This is a genomic window from Pectobacterium carotovorum (assembly GCF_900129615.1).
Classification (GTDB): domain Bacteria; phylum Pseudomonadota; class Gammaproteobacteria; order Enterobacterales; family Enterobacteriaceae; genus Pectobacterium; species Pectobacterium carotovorum.
Genome location: NZ_FQWI01000002.1, coordinates 209221 through 225844, shown reverse-complemented (window position 1 = coordinate 225844; position 16624 = coordinate 209221). Strand labels below are relative to the sequence as shown.

Annotated in this window: 14 protein-coding genes; 6 read left to right on the top strand and 8 right to left on the bottom strand. The window is 52.4% G+C overall.

Annotation, left to right across the window (positions count from 1 at the left end):
* Positions 1–33 precede the first annotated feature (33 nt).
* The 3 genes from BUB06_RS05330 to BUB06_RS05320 all read left to right on the top strand — a co-directional run bounded on the left by BUB06_RS05330 (position 34) and on the right by BUB06_RS05320 (position 4701).
* Positions 34–1983: a methyl-accepting chemotaxis protein gene (locus BUB06_RS05330; RefSeq protein ID WP_039470504.1), complete on the top strand. Its 1950-nt coding sequence runs from the start codon at positions 34–36 to the stop codon at positions 1981–1983.
* A gap of 583 nt (positions 1984–2566) precedes the next feature.
* Positions 2567–3235 carry a carbonic anhydrase gene (locus tag BUB06_RS05325; protein WP_072012979.1) on the top strand — a complete coding sequence of 223 codons (669 nt, stop codon included), beginning with the start codon at positions 2567–2569 and terminating at the stop codon, positions 3233–3235.
* Complete coding sequence (locus BUB06_RS05320; protein ID WP_010296178.1) at positions 3232–4701, top strand: SulP family inorganic anion transporter; 1470 nt, start codon at positions 3232–3234, stop codon at positions 4699–4701. The genes BUB06_RS05325 and BUB06_RS05320 overlap by 4 nt, the downstream gene beginning before the upstream one ends.
* Before the next feature lie 49 nt (positions 4702–4750).
* Here the strand turns inward: BUB06_RS05320 and BUB06_RS05315 are convergent, their stop codons facing one another.
* Positions 4751–5848 carry a DUF1615 domain-containing protein gene (locus BUB06_RS05315; protein WP_039470501.1) on the bottom strand — a complete coding sequence of 366 codons (1098 nt, stop codon included), beginning with the start codon at positions 5846–5848 and terminating at the stop codon, positions 4751–4753.
* 153 nt (positions 5849–6001) lie between these two features.
* Between BUB06_RS05315 and BUB06_RS05310 the strand changes: the two genes are divergently transcribed.
* Positions 6002–6793: an HNH endonuclease gene (locus BUB06_RS05310; RefSeq protein ID WP_039470500.1), complete on the top strand. Its 792-nt coding sequence runs from the start codon at positions 6002–6004 to the stop codon at positions 6791–6793.
* Between the two features lie 5 nt (positions 6794–6798).
* Here BUB06_RS05310 and BUB06_RS05305 read toward each other — a convergent pair whose 3' ends face one another.
* From BUB06_RS05305 to BUB06_RS05290, 4 genes are all read right to left on the bottom strand, one after another.
* On the bottom strand, positions 6799–7104 hold the full coding sequence (locus tag BUB06_RS05305; RefSeq protein WP_039470496.1) for a type II toxin-antitoxin system RelE/ParE family toxin: 306 nt from the start codon (positions 7102–7104) through the stop codon (positions 6799–6801).
* Positions 7101–7385, bottom strand: a complete 285-nt coding sequence (locus tag BUB06_RS05300) for a DNA-damage-inducible protein J (RefSeq protein ID WP_010296161.1) — start codon at positions 7383–7385, stop codon at positions 7101–7103. The genes BUB06_RS05305 and BUB06_RS05300 overlap by 4 nt, the downstream gene beginning before the upstream one ends.
* Before the next feature lie 79 nt (positions 7386–7464).
* Entirely contained in the window at positions 7465–8808 is a 1344-nt protein-coding gene (locus BUB06_RS05295) for a HEAT repeat domain-containing protein (protein WP_039470495.1), read from the bottom strand.
* Between the two features lie 16 nt (positions 8809–8824).
* On the bottom strand, positions 8825–10060 hold the full coding sequence (locus tag BUB06_RS05290; RefSeq protein ID WP_161502920.1) for an RtcB family protein: 1236 nt from the start codon (positions 10058–10060) through the stop codon (positions 8825–8827).
* 191 nt (positions 10061–10251) lie between these two features.
* Here BUB06_RS05290 and rtcR point away from each other — a divergent pair, with 191 nt between their 5' ends.
* Complete coding sequence (rtcR, locus tag BUB06_RS05285) at positions 10252–11847, top strand: RNA repair transcriptional activator RtcR (protein WP_039470493.1); 1596 nt, start codon at positions 10252–10254, stop codon at positions 11845–11847.
* A gap of 79 nt (positions 11848–11926) precedes the next feature.
* Here rtcR and BUB06_RS05280 read toward each other — a convergent pair whose 3' ends face one another.
* The 3 genes from BUB06_RS05280 to BUB06_RS05270 are packed head-to-tail and all read right to left on the bottom strand — an operon-like array spanning position 11927 to position 15521.
* Positions 11927–12121 (bottom strand): CPCC family cysteine-rich protein, encoded by a 195-nt coding sequence (locus BUB06_RS05280; protein WP_072012966.1) that lies wholly within the window; start codon positions 12119–12121, stop codon positions 11927–11929.
* A 15-nt stretch (positions 12122–12136) separates the two neighbouring features.
* Positions 12137–13450 (bottom strand): McrC family protein, encoded by a 1314-nt coding sequence (locus tag BUB06_RS05275; protein ID WP_039470490.1) that lies wholly within the window; start codon positions 13448–13450, stop codon positions 12137–12139.
* Positions 13443–15521 (bottom strand): McrB family protein, encoded by a 2079-nt coding sequence (locus tag BUB06_RS05270; protein ID WP_039470488.1) that lies wholly within the window; start codon positions 15519–15521, stop codon positions 13443–13445. Before BUB06_RS05270 ends, BUB06_RS05275 begins: the two co-directional genes overlap by 8 nt.
* Before the next feature lie 602 nt (positions 15522–16123).
* Here BUB06_RS05270 and BUB06_RS05265 point away from each other — a divergent pair.
* A complete protein-coding gene (locus tag BUB06_RS05265) occupies positions 16124–16459 on the top strand; it encodes a hypothetical protein (protein ID WP_039470485.1) in 336 nt (111 codons plus the stop codon).
* Positions 16460–16624: the final 165 nt, after the last annotated feature.

Sequence of the window (16624 nt, the reverse complement as noted above, 5' to 3'; positions counted from 1 at the left end):
GAACGGACTACTTGCAGGCTATGGAGCACACCTATGAAATCCCTTCATCACATCTCGATCCGTAGTAAGTTCATTCTTGCCCTTCTCCCGCCCATCCTTGCCCTCCTCTGGTTCAGTTTTTCCGGCGTAATGGAACGCCGCAGCACAGAAAATGAAATGATCCGTATGGAGAAGCTCATCACACTGGCGCGCGACGCAGGCGAGTACGCCCACCAGCTACAGCGTGAGCGCGGCTTGAGCGCGGGCTATTTTGGTAGTCAGGGGAAAAATTTTGGCCCGGAGCTCACCACGCAGCGGCAAGCCACCGATCGGGCACAGCAGGTGCTTGAGCAAACCGCCGCAAACCTGAGCCGCGCCGAGCTTGGCGATGCCGTCAGCGAAGCACTCGGTCGCGTTACACAGAAAACACAGCAACTTGCGGAACATCGCCGCAGTGTCGATAGCATATCGATACCCGTCGCCCAAGCGATTGGCTACTATTCCGATTCAGTCAGCAATCTGCTGAATATCGTCGGGGATATGGCCCATCTGGTCAGCGACGGTGGTATCGCCCAGCGGCTGGCGGCCTATTACAATCTGCTGAACGTCAAAGAACAGGCTGGGCTTGAACGCGCCGTGCTCTCCAACGCGTTCTCTGCTAATAGCTTTGCTACCGGTATGTTCGAACGTCTGAACCAGATGGTTGGCCGGGGAGATGCCTACACCACGGCCTACAACATGTTCGCCAATCCCGAGCTGCGCCGGGCTTTTGAACAGGCCCTCAACAATCCTTCTGCACAAAGCGCACTTCAGATGCGCAACAAAGCTATCACTTCGCCTGGCGGCAATTTTGATATCGATGCCAGCCAGTGGTTTAACCAACAAACGGCAAAAATCGATGAGTTGAAAAAGGTTGAACAGCTCGCCACCAACGACCTGACGGCACAGGTGAATACCTTAGCCGCCAATGCCCGCCAGTCATGGATCAGCTACCTGGCCGGAGCGTTGATTTCTCTGCTCATGGCGCTCGGCCTTGCTTCCATGGTCATGCGCAGCATCAACGAGCAACTTCAGCAAACGCTGACGACTATTCGCGAGATGGGCGGGGATCTTACACGCCGCCTGCGCGTGCCGGGAACCGACGAACTGTCGCAACTAAATCAGGCGTATAACGCCTCACTGGAAAACATCGCCGACATGGTGGTGAGCATTAAGCGCAGCTCGCAGACGATCGGACAAGCCAGCAGCGAGATCGCCAACGGCAATCAGGATCTGGCGCAGCGTACCGAAGAGCAATCCGCTTCGCTGGTGCAAACCGCCAGCAGCATGGAAGAAATTACCGTTACGGTAAAACAAACCGCCGACTTTGCCGGACAGGCACGTCAGTTGACGACGGAGGTGGACGATCAGGCGCACCGCGTCGGCACCATTACCGAGTCGGCTAGCGGTGCGATGGAAAAAATTCAGGACGCCAGCCAGCGCGTGAACGCGGTAGTTTCCGCCATTGATGCCATTGCCTTTCAGACCAACCTGCTGGCACTGAACGCGGCGGTTGAGGCCGCACGAGCGGGGCAGCATGGCCGCGGGTTCTCTGTCGTCGCGGCAGAGGTTCGTCAGCTATCGCAGCGCAGTGCTGACGAAGCGGGCAAAATCCGCGCGCTCATCGCCGACAGTATTGCCAGCGTCAGCGAAGGGACGAAGCTGGTGAATCAATCAAACCGGGGAATTAACGACATCGTCGCCGGCACCCGTAAAGTGCGCGATCTGGTAAATGAAATCGCGGTCGCCGCCGATGAACAGTCGCTAGGCATCGCGCAAATAAACGAAGCGCTCAGCCAGCTAGAGATGGTCACGCAGCAGAATGCGACGCTGGTTTCTCAGGCTTCCGTTGCCAGCCAGTTACTGGATGAACAGGCGATTGAAATGGAATCACTGGTCAGCCGTTTCAAGGTTGACGACAGCGCACCGCAGCAGCCTTTGCGGCAAGCGCTGTTATCAAGATAGAGCATAAAGACATGCGGGCTTAAGTGGCCGACAGCAGATATCTGCTGTTCTCTTAGCCGGGCGATATAGCCCGGCTCCCTCTCCATTATTTAGACGATATATCCCGTATATCCCTCTTCACTTCCCTCTCTATATTTCCTCTATATCTCTTCTATTTATTTCCACACTTTATATTGGGTTAATGTAGATAAAATCTATTTTATATTTCCAAACATAATTGTAATTGGTACCCTCGTCGCTTTAATTAACTAATTAAAGTGGATGTCGATAACGCATTACTTTATATAAAAAGGCTTGGCAATAAGGATGTAAATTGCAATATCAATGCAACATTAAATACCTAACCTCAAATGCGGTTAAGTAAAATAGCTTTTTCTTATTATAAGGATATAAATCACAACTCATTGCTTTTAAAGGATTTAAATGGAATTTAAAGTTATATAAAAAACAAATAACAATATAAGAAAAGTCTCAATAAACGTCACAATTTAGAAAACACCAGAACTAAATTTAATTATGCCTAACTTAATTAAGTGAAGGCTAATAATTAATGATTCCGTTTTCCTTCCCAACTGGGCGGAAAATATCCCTGTGTTTTCTAAAGAGAGAGTTTAATTTGACGACATTAAAACCCCTATTAGCCAAGAATCGCAGTTGGGCTACGTTGCGTCGCCAACGCCATCCACACTATTTCAGAAAGCACACGCAGGGCCAGACGCCCCATTCACTCTGGATCGGCTGTTCAGACAGCCGAGTGCCTGCCGAAGTGCTGACGGGTTCTGCGCCCGGCGAGCTTTTTGTTCACCGCAACATCGCGAATATGGTGGTGGCAGACGACGATAACTTCATGAGCGTGCTGCAATATGCCCTCGAATACCTGCATGTTTCCCGCATCGTGCTCTGCGGCCACTATGGCTGTGGCGGTGTTCAGGCGGCGGTGAACCTGCCCGAAATGGGGCTCGCTCAGGAGGATTCCGCCCTTTCCCGCCGCATTACGGATTTGCGTCAGGCGCTTTCGCCGCATATTGCCGCCTCGCAAGATAGCGATGCCGATGAAAGCACGCGCCAGAATCAGCTGGTGGAAGCCAACGTGCTGGCACAGTTCGCCCACCTGATCGCCTGTGAACCGGTGCAGAAAGCCTGGCGCAATGGCGTTGAGCTTGATGTTTTCGGCTGTGTCTACGACCTGCATAGCGGCCACCTGAAAGAACTCATCCACCGTCACGCCCAGAAACAGGAGGCATCCCCATGAACCTGAGCACACTCCGACATGATATCCCCGCGGGGCTCGTCGTCTTCCTTGTTGCCCTGCCGCTGAGCCTCGGTATCGCGCAGGCCAGCGGTCTTCCTCCTTTTGTCGGTCTGTTGACCGGCGTCGTCGGCGGTATCGTCGTCACCCTGTTCAGTCCGTCTCGCTACGCCGTCAGCGGCCCTGCCGCCGGTCTGGTTACTATCGTCTCCGGCTCTATCGCCAGCCTGGGATCGTTTTCAGCATTGCTATTGGCGATCATGCTCGCAGGGGTGCTGCAATGCATTATGGGCCTGCTGCGCGCCGGGCGTTTCATTACGCTCATCCCCGGCACCGTGATTAAAGGCATGCTGTCTGCTATCGGCATCCTGCTGATTATTCAGCAAATCCCACTTGCCTTCGGCTCGGACGGTGAGGACGATTTAAAATCGCTCTTCGACGCTTCCGAACCTGGATTTTCCGCCAGCGCGCTGACTGTCTGTCTGGTCGGGCTGGCGATTCTCTGGCTTTGGACCACTAAGCCCGTGCAGAAAATCAGCGCATTGAGTTGGCTTCCCGGCCCGCTGGTCGCCGTGCTCTTTGGCGGACTCTTTACCGTCTACGGCGAGCGCCTGTCTACCGAGATGGTCGATAACCTGCCGCGTATTGTCCTGCCGGAGTTTGGCAGTCTGGAACAGTTGATGGGAGAGATGACCCGCCCTGACTGGCAGGCGTGGAAGAACCCGGCGGTTTATGTGGTTGCGGTGACATTGGCGCTGGTGGCTAGCCTGGAAACCTTGTTAAGTCAGGAAGCGTTGAAGAAAATTCGCCCGCAGCACCCTGCGCCCTCGCCGGATAAAGAGATGCGTGCGCAAGGTATCGGGAACATGCTCAGCGGTTTTCTGGGCGGATTGCCGATTACTGCCGTGATCGTACGCAGCTCCGTCAACGTCAACGCCGGCGCGCGTACCAAGTTCTCCATCCTGCTGCACGGCGTGCTGCTGCTGCTTTGCGGCCTGTTCATGACCGACTTGCTCAACGTCATTCCGCTTGCCAGTCTGGCAGCCGTATTGCTGTATACCGGCTATAAGCTGGCTTCACCGCAACAGTTCCTGCTGCTGTGGCGTCAGGGTTTACAACAGTTCGTGCCTTTCGCGGCGACCGTTATCGGAATCATCGTGTTTGGGATGCTGGCAGGCATCGGGATTGGCATCGTGACCCAGTTAGCTTTTAGCATTTATAAAAGCCACCGCAACGCGATGCAGCTCACACGCTACGGCGATCACTTTGTCCTGAGCTTTCAGCAGAACCTGACGTTTGTGCACAACCCGCGTCTGCAAGGCTTGCTCAACAAGATCCCCGCCAACAGCGTCGTGATTGTAGAACACGACAATGCCGACTATATCGATCCTGATGTCCGCACGATGCTGGAAGATTTCCGCGAAAATGCGCAAGAACGCGGCATCAAACTCAGCCAATGGCCGGTTTGATGCACTAATCGCCATACATGACAGCAACGCCCTTGGTGGAGGGCGTTGCCTATTTGGCCCTTGCCAAACACCGCTGGCGACGTTCATCAACGCGATTGGCAAACCACGCCGTGGTGAGCTTACGGGTGATTTTCGGGCTTTCCAGCGTAATTCCTGGCAGGATGACACGTGGAGCCTTGTTGCCTGACTTATCCGCCAGCGCAAAGACGCGCTCATACAAGCTGGTGTCTTCAAAATCGAGGCTATTGCCCTTCTCCAGCGCACGACGGATTGCGCTATCACTCATGTCCAGACGTTTCCCCAATGCGCGCACCGCCAGTTCCGTAGCGCTGGCTTTATCCGAACCGTAGTTGATTAGATCACCGTCCAGCGCCAGCTTGACCCCGGTCAGACGGCTAACAGCACGCTGGAACGCCGCATTTCGGCTGGCATACCAACCCGCGTTGAAATCCGCGAATCGGTATATCGACTGCGGATAATTCGCCGGATAACCCAGCAGGTGCTTGATGCCAAAATACATCCCGCCACGACGGCTAAACACCTCCTGACGAATCGTGCCGCCCACGGTATACGGATAGCCCTTCGCGTTAGCTTCTGCAAACGCGATGCTCACCTGCATCGGCCCACCGGTATGCACCGGGTTCAGCCGACCGAACAGCGTCTGCCCCATCGGCACCATGTCGATGAAATCATCAAAGATCGCGCTGAGCTCTTTTTCCGTGCGCACCTTATCGAGCCGCTCGCTGTAGCTTTTTCCGTTAGAGGATTTGATGAGTAGCGCGGTGCGCACCAGAAATGCCGGAACATGAACTTTCTCCGCACGACGGTCGATCTCCTGCCAGGCGATTTTCGACAGATTCGGCACCTGCGGATCGGCATTAAACGTCGATTCCTGCTCGGTCACCGCGAGCACCGAGCACAGATTTTCATTGCTGGGATCGAGCCCCTGCGTGGTAAATGCGGTGGCGATATCGGTCGCCCAGCCCTGACGATCTTTCACGCTGTCTGGCAACAGCTTGAGTAGTTGAGCACGAACATCCGCAGGCCGCGATTCCGGTGTCGTCGCGGTCTTGCTGGCACAGCCCGCCAGCACTAGCAGAGCCAACGCACACAGGGGACGAAACAAGGGAATAGAAGAACAGGGCATAGTTTCTCGGCATCATAATAGGAAGGCTGTCAGAACGTTAGCGCAGCCTGCACCAATTATCCAGCCGCAGGCAAGCACATGCATTTTACGCACTGACCTGGCATAGTTAGCGCTATCACTAACCGAATGCGCTAACGAACGGACGACACACGCATGGCTGCCACCAACCATTGGACGCGAGATCAGCTACTGATCGCCTTCACCCTGTACAGCCAACTACCGTTTGGCAGGCTGCATTCGCGTAACCCCGATATCATTCGCTACGCCAAGCTGATTAACCGCACGCCTTCCGCACTGGCGATGAAGCTAGTGAATCTCGCCAGCCTCGATCCATTTATTATCGATTCGGGTCGCACTGGCTTGCGCGGCGCGTCCAACGCTGACCGCGCGCTGTGGCAGGAAATGGACGATAACCCTGAGTTATTTGAACAGCAGTGCCAACAGGCCATAATATCGCTCGAAGCAGGAGCGGCGGAAGCGACAACAGCGCCATCACCGTATCAGGCTAACGAAAGCAAAATTCCTGATTATCACGGCGGCGAGCGCCTTACACAGGTAAAAACGCGTATTGGTCAGCAGCTGTTCCGCAAACGCGTACTCAGCAACTACGGCGAACGCTGCTGCGTGACCGGGTTGGAAGAGCCCGCGCTACTGGTGGCCAGCCATATTCAACCGTGGAAAACGACGCCAGAATATCGCCTCGATCCCAGCAACGGTCTCTGCCTGTCCAACCTGCACGACAAAGCCTTTGATATGGGGCTGATTAGCTTCAATGATTCGCTCGAAATGCTGCTTTCTCCACGCATCAAAAAACTGAAAAGCGCCATCAGCGACGTCAATTTCGTCCAATACGAAGGCAAACAAATCCACCTGCCAGACACCTACCCGCCCAGCCTGTCCCAGATGGCATACCATCGTGAGCATATTTTTTTGGGGCGAGGGTAAATACGCTATCGGTAGGTCGCCGACAGTTTGCGGGAGGTATGTAATATACGCAGGATATGCACTTCGTTTATCTTTCGCTTGAGTGCATAAATGATAATGAAGGGGAATCGCGTCAGTACCAGTTTTCGCCTTTCCCCCGATTTTCCGATATCAGTACCCGCTTCTGGCGTGGCTTCGAGCACCGAGACTGATGAAATAAACTTTTCATCCGCCGCATTCGCAACATCCAGCCCCGCCTCTTTATACAGATAGCGGTATATTCCTTCACGATCTGCCAGTGCCTGCTTCTCCCATCGGACCTTAAATATCACAACTCACCTCGCGCCGCCCGCGCTTTCAATGCATCCATTCTCTGGCTGACGTCCTCATTACTGACGAGCTCACCTTCACCCGCATCATAACGAGAAAACGCTTCCTGAATCTGCGTTTCAAGCCATTCATCACCCGCGTTGCGCTGATACTGACGCTCTTCTTCTGCCAATTCCTCTGCACGTTGCCGCATCAATTCCGTCAGACTCACCTGATGACGATCCGCAGCCTGCATAGCCAGTTGCTTGGTTTCTTCATCGATTCTGAAATGGATGGTACTCATTTCCGCCTCCGTGGTGTCAATTGTGTTGTCACTTTACGCGATCCTATCCACTTTTTCCTGTTCTTTTTTTATACGAAAATCAACTATACAAAAACAGGGCGATATAGGGGCTGTCGCGCGAGATGACGTGTGGATGTTCATCAAGCAGCGTCCGCAAACGCGCCTGCTGTCGCGTATTTGGCAGCATGCCCGAACGGTTGAACCGCTGTACCCAGTACGCCACACCAGCCTGCGTTAGTGCAGTATTCTCTGACTTAGCGTTATCCAGCAGGAACACCAGCCAATCCCATTTATTCAGCTTGTGCGCTAGAAAGTAGTACACCTCAACGTGTTCTCTGGAAGATGCACTTTCCATACAGCCCTGAAGTTCAGGCAGCGACAGAGAAATTTTCTGCTGGAAAAACAGCTTCCGCGCGACCTTCACAATAGCCAGCGAGGGGTGACGCAGAGAGAGCAGCAGTTGCTCACGCGCGTCGTCACCGGTGCGCAGAATAAGAATGCGCAGAGCGCTGTAGTAAAGGCTGGGATAGCACTCGTCCAGGTTGCGCTCCGCCAGCGCCACAATGCCGTCATAGCGATGCTCATCTAGCCCCCAGAGCGTGATTTTTCGCACTGTGACGGTACTCGCCCGATCCAGTGCCGCAAGATAATGCGCAACCGGATCGTCGTTTCGTTCGCGCAGTAGCGCTGAGGCTCGTTGACGCACCAATGCATTCTTATCAAACAGTAAGGCAATCAGTTGAGGCTCAGACACGGGGAACGCATTGTCTATCACATACTGCAACGCCACCTGCTTGATGGGTGCGAATGTGTCTTTCAGCAGAATAGTCAACGCGTCGTGATCGACGTCCTTGTCCGCACGTAGCAGATATCGCGCCGCGTTCGCCCTGACTAACGGATCGTGATGCAACATCGCCTGACCAAAGATCTGCTTCAACGGGAACCGCTCACGCTCAGCGAGAATATCCAGCGATAACCGGGCAACAGTTTTGTCTTCCGAACACAATCCCGTCAGTAACGACGGCGCGTGCGCCTCCTCGGATAGAAAGCTGACGATCTCATCCACCAGCGGCTGATGATCTTCTCGCTGGCACTGCAACAGCCAGAAAATGGCAGGCAAATTGGCGACAAAAGACGCGGTGTTATTCGGCGTTAACAGCAGCCGCACACTCTGCTTGGCAGCACGGCGCACCGGTTCAGCCCAATCGTTTACTCGTTCAATCAGCGCGGGTAATGCCGAGACCTCGTCCATGAAACCCAAACACAGCACCGCACGCTGCCGAATATGCCCGTTATAGTGACGCGTGAGTGTTATCAGGTGTGACGCTGAACCCAGTGCATCAGCCTGCGCGGGCCGATAATAGTTATCTGGTAAAGCCACCAGTTTTTCCAACTGTTGCAGGAGTAAATTGTACGATGCCATATTCCCTGCCCTCTTCTTATCCTTTCACACACACCACCTGACGCAGCGTATGCACAATTTCCACCAGCGATGACTGTGCCGCCATCACCTTATCGATATCTTTGTACGCCATCGGGATTTCATCGATAACGTCGCTGTCTTTTCTGCACTCAACGTGCGCGGTTGCGCGGATCTGATCTTCCACGGTGAAGCGTTTTTTCGCGGCGGTACGGCTCATCGTTCTCCCCGCGCCGTGGCTACAGGAACAGAAGCTCTCTTCGTTCCCCAATCCGCGCACGATAAAGCTCTTCGCGCCCATCGACCCCGGAATAATTCCCATCTGGCCTTTCTGCGCCGACACCGCGCCTTTACGGGTAATCAGCACCGATTCACCAAAGTGCGTTTCACGCTGTACATAATTATGGTGGCAGTTCACGCCTTCCTGCTGCGTCGTAAACGGTTTCGTCACAATTCGGGACAGCGCCGCCAGCGTATGCGACATCATCACTTCGCGGTTATGACGGGCAAAATCCTGCGCCCATTCCACCGCTTCTATGTAATCGTCAAAGTGCAGGCTTCCTTCCTCGAAATACGCCAGATTACGGTCCGGCAGATTCGCAATGTGCTGTTGCATATCTTCCTGCGCCAGTTTGATGAACAGCGATCCAATCGCGTTCCCCACACCACGTGATCCGCTATGCAACATCACCCACACGCGATCGACTTCATCCAGACAGATTTCAATAAAGTGGTTACCCGTTCCTAAGGTTCCCAAATGCTGATAGTTGTTAGTTTTCAGCAACTGCGGATATTTATCCGTCAAACGCTTAAAACGCGGCTCTAGCAGTGACCAGTGCGCATCCACCGTCTGTGGCGGATTCTGCCAGGAACCGACATCACGTTTGGAACGCGTTACGCTACGTCCGTGCGGCACCGCCTGCTCAATCGCGCTACGCAACCCCATCAGGTTATCCGGCAGGTCGCTGGCAACCAGTGACGTACGCACCGCAATCATCCCGCAACCGATATCCACGCCGACCGCGGCGGGAATAATCGCGCCACGCGTGGGGATCACGCTACCAATCGTCGATCCTTTTCCCAGATGCACATCCGGCATCACCGCCAGATGTTTAAAAATGAACGGCATTTTGGCCGTATTCAGCAGTTGGTCTCGGGCTTCCGGCTCCACAGGCACGCCCTGCGTCCACATTTTTACCGGGGCGCTATTCACTGGTGACATCATGTCGTAATCCTGCGTTTTCATTTCTTCCATTTTTTCTTCTCTTTGTTTGTCGTTGTTCGCTATAGATATTGCCAAAGACGTGCCAGATTTATTAAAAAGACAAAATAAAAATATAAACCACTGATAATTAATGGTTAAAAAATAAAATATGCAAACTAGCAACAAAACAAGATAACGGGTAAGTTTATCCCACAGGATAATAATTTATAACAAGGTATAGCATGAAGCGTCGCGTCGTCATTGGTGTGCTGGGCACTACATTGGACAAACGAGGTAAACGGGAGAATCGCTGGACGAAATGGCGGCCTACCGTCGGCCTATGTCAGCAGCAGGATTTCCCCGTCGATCGTCTGGAACTGTTGCACCAATCACGCAATGAAGGAATGGCACAGCAGGTGGCGGAGGATATCGCCGTGGTGTCACCGACTACGCAGGTCACGCTTCAGGCCGTTGAACTGCGCGACCCGTGGAATCTTGAAGAGGTCTACAGCGCCTTTCTGGACTTTGCGAGCCGCTACCCGTTCGATACCGAGAACGAAGAGTATTTCGTTCACATCACCACCGGCACTCACGTCGTGCAGATTTGCTGGTTCCTGTTGACCGAAGCGCGCTATCTGCCCGCCAAGCTACTGCAAACCGCGCCGGGGGAAAAAGCGGATCGTCCGGCACCGAAGGGCATCTACGCCGTCATCGATCTGGATCTCAGCCGCTACGCCACGCTCACCAGTCGCTTCCAGCATGAACAGGAGCGCTCCGTCTCGTTCCTGAAATCGGGCATCGAGACGCGCAATACCACGTTTAATGCGCTGATCGATCAGATTGAGCGCGTCGCACTGCGCTCCACCGCGCCGATGCTCTTAACTGGCCCGACCGGTGCGGGGAAATCCTTTCTGGCACAGCGTATCTACCAGCTACGCCAGTCCCGCCATCTGGTCAGCGGCCGCTTTGTCGCGGTTAACTGTGCCACGCTGCGCGGTGACAACGCGATGTCGACACTGTTCGGCCACGTAAAAGGCGCGTTTACTGGTGCGTTGCAGGCGAGAACCGGACTGCTACGTGAAGCTGACGGCGGAATGCTGTTCCTGGATGAAATCGCCGAACTCGGGCTAGATGAACAGGCCATGCTGCTCAAAGCGATTGAAGAAAAACGCTTTTTACCGTTTGGTTCGGATAAAGAAGTCAGCAGCGATTTCCAACTGATCGCTGGCACACACCGCAATCTGCGCGAGTGGATCACACAGGGCAAGTTCCGTGAAGATCTCTACGCCCGTATCAACATGTGGACCTTCCCCTTGCCGGGGCTGGCGGAACGTCGGGAAGATATCGAACCGAACATTGAGTACGAGCTCCAGCGCTTCACTCGCGATCACCAAACGCAGATCCGCTTCGATAAAGACGCTCGACAGCGCTACCTCACCTTTGCCAGCTCGCCGCAGGCCGCGTGGCGCGGCAACTTCCGCGAGCTTGGTTCATCCATCGCCCGCATGGCGACACTAGCGGAACAAGGTCGCATCACCACCGAACTGGTAGAAGAGGAAATCACTCGCCTGCGAGCCAACTGGCAGAGCGATTCCCCAGCAACTGCGCTATCACCCGCACTACCGCCCGAACTCGCCAACATCGATCTCTTTGAACAGCGCCAGCTCGAAACCGTGCTCGACGTCTGCCGCACATCCAACTCACTCTCCGAAGCTGGCCGCCGCCTGTTCGCCGTCTCACGCCAGCAAAAACAAAAGCCCAACGACGCCGATCGGCTGCGTAAATATTTGGCACGTTTTGGGCTGAGCTGGGAGGGGTTGAAGCGGGAAAGCGAATAACAAAGAAGAAACCTCCTCATGCACAATACATGAGGAGGCCTAGAGACCAAGAGTGTAGAAAATCAAATGGCGTGGTGTTTTACCAGACAAGTTCCCCATGCGCGAAAGCCAATCTTGCCTGATTCAAACTCATTCGGTTCGCTCCGCCCCCTCTGTCAGGGTTACTCGCCTGAAAAGGATCGTCCTCCCATCGGCAACGGGAACAAATTTCATACTCCCCCACACCTTCTACCGAATCAGAACCACAGCACGGGCACCCCGGATCATCAGACATAGATTTCCCTCTTCATTATTCTGAAAGTGGCTCCACCACAACGTGTTGATCCAAACAGTCCGACTTACACCATGCCATTCTTTCACCCGGCAACGCCATGACACGATAAGGCACAACCCATAATCGCAACTCCCCAGAAAATTCAAAATGTTGTGCGACAGGGTGGGTGAAGCCATCATGTTCTGGATAGATCAGGTATAAATCCCCTTTGCCTTCCAAATACTTCTGCCCGTAAGCAAACATTTGATAAAAATCGTCTTGGGATAGTCCATACAACGACTGACCTTTGGTGACATTATTCACTAACTTCCATTTAGTATCTAATACCATTTGGTTTTTGGCGGGATGCCGAGATTGAATCAGAAGGTCAGGACGAAGCTTAAAACAGTCTTTACCCGCGTGGCGAACCAATGTTTGGCCGGAGAACTGTATTTTGGCCAGCAAATGCTGGGGTAACTCTTCAGAAATCGTCTGTGCCACAAAAGATTCAAACACTGCCTCCATCGGGAATAGGAGAGACAGCGCTTTGGTATCACCTTGCAGCGCAAGTGGGCTTACTCCTTGCAGAATCAACTGCGCCCAGGCAAGCGGCTCATCATAATGAGATAATCCGCGTTCAGGCCGTAAACAGGCAATATCACCTTCAATATCCTGACTCGGCGTAATGCCTTCAAATGCAAAACGCAGTTCCTGACACCAGCGCTGATTCTCTGCAGATAAACGCATGCCGCTGAGCTGCACTAACGCCGCATGTAACAAGCGATTTGCCGGACAATCAGGTAAATACTCTTCGTAATCCACCCAGAATTTGTGCCGATTGACCAAATTATGGCGCAGCTGTTGGGGAAACATCAGTTTTCCCTTCATAAACGAGAGGTTATCTTGCTCACGAACATACTCCGCCCGCAGCCCCTGCTTTAATAACCGGCTGATGCTATGTAGAAACTGGGTGACGAAGATTTCCAGCAGCGGCATATTCTTTGCCTGCACGGATGCTTGCTGAGTCTGGATGTGTCGGAAACCCGATAAATAGCTCAGCATGACCAGCAAGGTTTCACGCGCACGCTCCGGCGTTAACCTTCTCCCCACCTTAGGCAGAATCTCCAACTGCACGCCATAAGGGGTGTACAGCACACCCGCATAGTTCTGTACCTGGAGAATCCGATGGCCGGAACGCGACGTCAGACGGAGGAATGAGCAACCCTGTTCATCCAACGCCAAGGATTCCAGATAGCCGAATACCTCAGGCGAAATGGCAGTTATCGCTGGGGGGAGCGATTTACCTACCCCCAGCAAGCCATATTCAAAAACTGATACGACCTCATCCATTACGTTCATCCGAGTCGGAAATATAGTCGACTTTTGGCTCATAAATCGCACGGTAAGCCGACGGTTCGCTCCAGACGCCCAATTCAAAATCTTTCAACTCATACGCAGTTGATTTCTGATTGTGCCGACGTAAACCATGATCGTCGCCAAACAGTTCATCCAGCTCATCAACTTTTTCGATAATGAACTGCAAGCTGTCGTTTTTTTTCTGATTGTCCGCCAGCACCAGCCGAATTTTGTTCCAGTCATCGAAAAAGTACTCCTGCAATAGAGGAATAACTTTCTTCTTAAATACCGCCTGAAGCACCTTGAATGCGCTTTCTTCTCCTTTCTCTTCCTGCGCTGTTTTCACGGGGATAAAAAACGCATGGCCCAACGTGTGCTCACGATCGTAAAGAGCCTCAATACGGCTATTGAGCTTCTCTAACAGCGATTCAAGCTCTATCCCTTTTACCTTAACACCGCTGAGAAGTGACAAGTCCGGCATCATCTCGATAAACTCGAAACGCCGCCGCAATGCGGTATCCATGAGCGCCAGAGAGCGGTCTGCGGTATTCATGGCACCAATAATATCGACATTCGCGGGTACGCTGAATAGGTCTCCACTTTCACTGTAGGCAAGCTGCAAACTCAGTGCATTCTTCATTCCTGCTCGCTTATCCGTTTCGATAAGCGCGATCAGTTCACCGAAGATTTTGGAGATATTTCCGCGATTGATCTCATCAATAAATATCGCATAGCGATGCTCAGGATCAGCTTTGGCTCTGTCACAGAGCTGCAAAAATATTCCCTGTTCGGTCGAGTAGGAAACATTACCATTGCCATCCGACCGAGCACGTATCCCCTGAATAAACTCCTCATAACCATAAGATTGGTGGAACGTGACGGTGGAAAAGCGTTGGATCTTCTCTCCCTGTTCAGGCCCGCGTTTTAATCCATCATAAAACGTCACCAAATCCTCAATCTGCTCCAACTGGGACTCGACCAAAAACCATTCGCTCCCCGTTGTTTTATCAAATACAGCAGGCTCACGGCGATTGCTATACTTGACGGTTTCAGAACTCGCTACAGCAAACTCCTGTAATGCCGTCCATGCTGTTTGAGATAGATGGCTGTCTCTTCCATTTAGCAGAGCCTTACGCCGGAACCACCGATGAATAATGATTTGAGGTACTCTAGTTGCCTTCTTAACATCCAATAGTACTAGGGCAACAATCTGCATCCAGTTCAGTGGCGCAAGACGAGAATCCAACCAAACGTCATAATCTTCCGGCGTTGCCTGTGTGGTGTATTCGGCCATTTTCTGTTGCAGGGTATACGTTTTCCCGGTGCCCGGTGGGCCGAAGAATATCTGATTGAAGGGAGAAGGCATCACTACTTCGTTGCTTTTATGGGAAACCGCATCCCGAATACTTGTGCTGTCCACCTGCTCTTGTGTTTTTTGCCGCTGGTTTAATAATTCACATAGTCCCCACACAGCCATATTCACTTTGAAATCATTAATCTGAAGAAGTGAACTCAGCGCTTTTTTCAGATCATGATTGAGTTGCAGCCAGCTACGGTTATCATTTACCGATAACTTCAACTTGAAGTGCGTATTTAAAAAAACCATCGTTTTAGTAAACGCTTTATAATCGACCGTAGTGGTACAGATATCGGGAGCAAAGGCGGCGAACACGCGATTACGCAATGCAAAATACATCCGGCTTAACCTGCCATCTTCCTTGGCGGCCTCCATCTCCTGCGTGATTTTCCAATAGGTGCCTTCATTTTTCTGCTGGCGGATTTGCTCCGTTACCGCTCGGAAAAATGGCAAATTGCGCTCAAACTCTGCTAGCGAAAAACCACCCTGCCTTATATTGGCAATACCGTTATCACGTACATACCAAAGGCGTTTGAGCAAATCATCCGTTGCAGGGGTGGAGAAAGAAGATGCTTCTTTCACATCAACGACTAAATCATGGTAGTTATTTTCCCACTTGGGATATTTTTCTTGGCTATATTTCACCAGGTGTTTAATAAATGCGTCTAATGACCATTGGCCTTTTTCAACTTGAGCAATAATATCCATCGGTAATCATTCCTTTGCTGTGCTACTCAGTACCCTTGATACGTCAACATGGCTGACAAGGTTGAGCGAGTAAATTTTGAATGTGTTATTAAGTAGTGCTCATCACTTGTACAACTTGCAGCAGTGGTAAGCACTACTACTTGTAATCGCTATAAAAATACATCTAACTCAAGGAATAAAAAGTAGCATTGTAACGAAAACTTATCCAAGCTCCTGTTACAACTTTCGCCTTGCGCAGAGTGGTATCAGATTATCTATGCTAGTCCTCATGCAGGATACGGCCCATTTCTGCGAGCACCATTCCAAAACCCGCTGTAATTCCACTGTAAATCCATCCACCCTATTTCACGTTTTCCGTCGTTGGAATACAGTCTCTGTGCTGCGGCAACATCCACAGCCGGGCTTGGAACCCCGACTATCTAGAACTGAAAACGCTTTGTTTTTTCAGGGGCTACGTGCACACTCTAATCCGTGGCTCAGGCAGGGCAACCGCAAGGTTGGCCGGTCGCTAGATCCGGTGTTCCAACCCTGTCTGGGTCACACCTTTAGTTTGGAACCTGAGGGCGTGATGAAATAATTATCTAGCTATGGAAGAGTTAATCATGACGGACACTCACGCCACACCCGCTGACAGCACCATTACTATTTTCCGCGATCTGATAGCCAGCCTGCCTTTCGCGCAGTTAGATGACGTTCAGATCTGCGACCTCGGCGCGATTGCCGCCGAATCGGTTGAAGGCCTGTGCCACGGCCTGCATTACCTCGGCGACACGCTGCAAAATGACGTTGAACTGCCGCAAGAAAGCCTCAGCCAGCTCGGCGCGTGCCTCAACGCCGCCGCACACCTGATTCCGGCACTGCTGGAAATGTGTGAACAGGCAGAACGTCACGTGCGCACAGCAACACCAGTGGGAGATTCGCTTCTCACTACGCAGTAAAAGCAATACGTTATAACTGGCAAGATTGGCCTTAGCCAAACTTTTATGCTGCTACTGAGGCAGTTTCGTGCGCGATAATGACGTCATTTTCATGCGACTTCGTAGCACGCGCCCGACACGGGACGGCTCACACGCCGCTCGCCCCGTGACCCCAGGCTTTTGGCG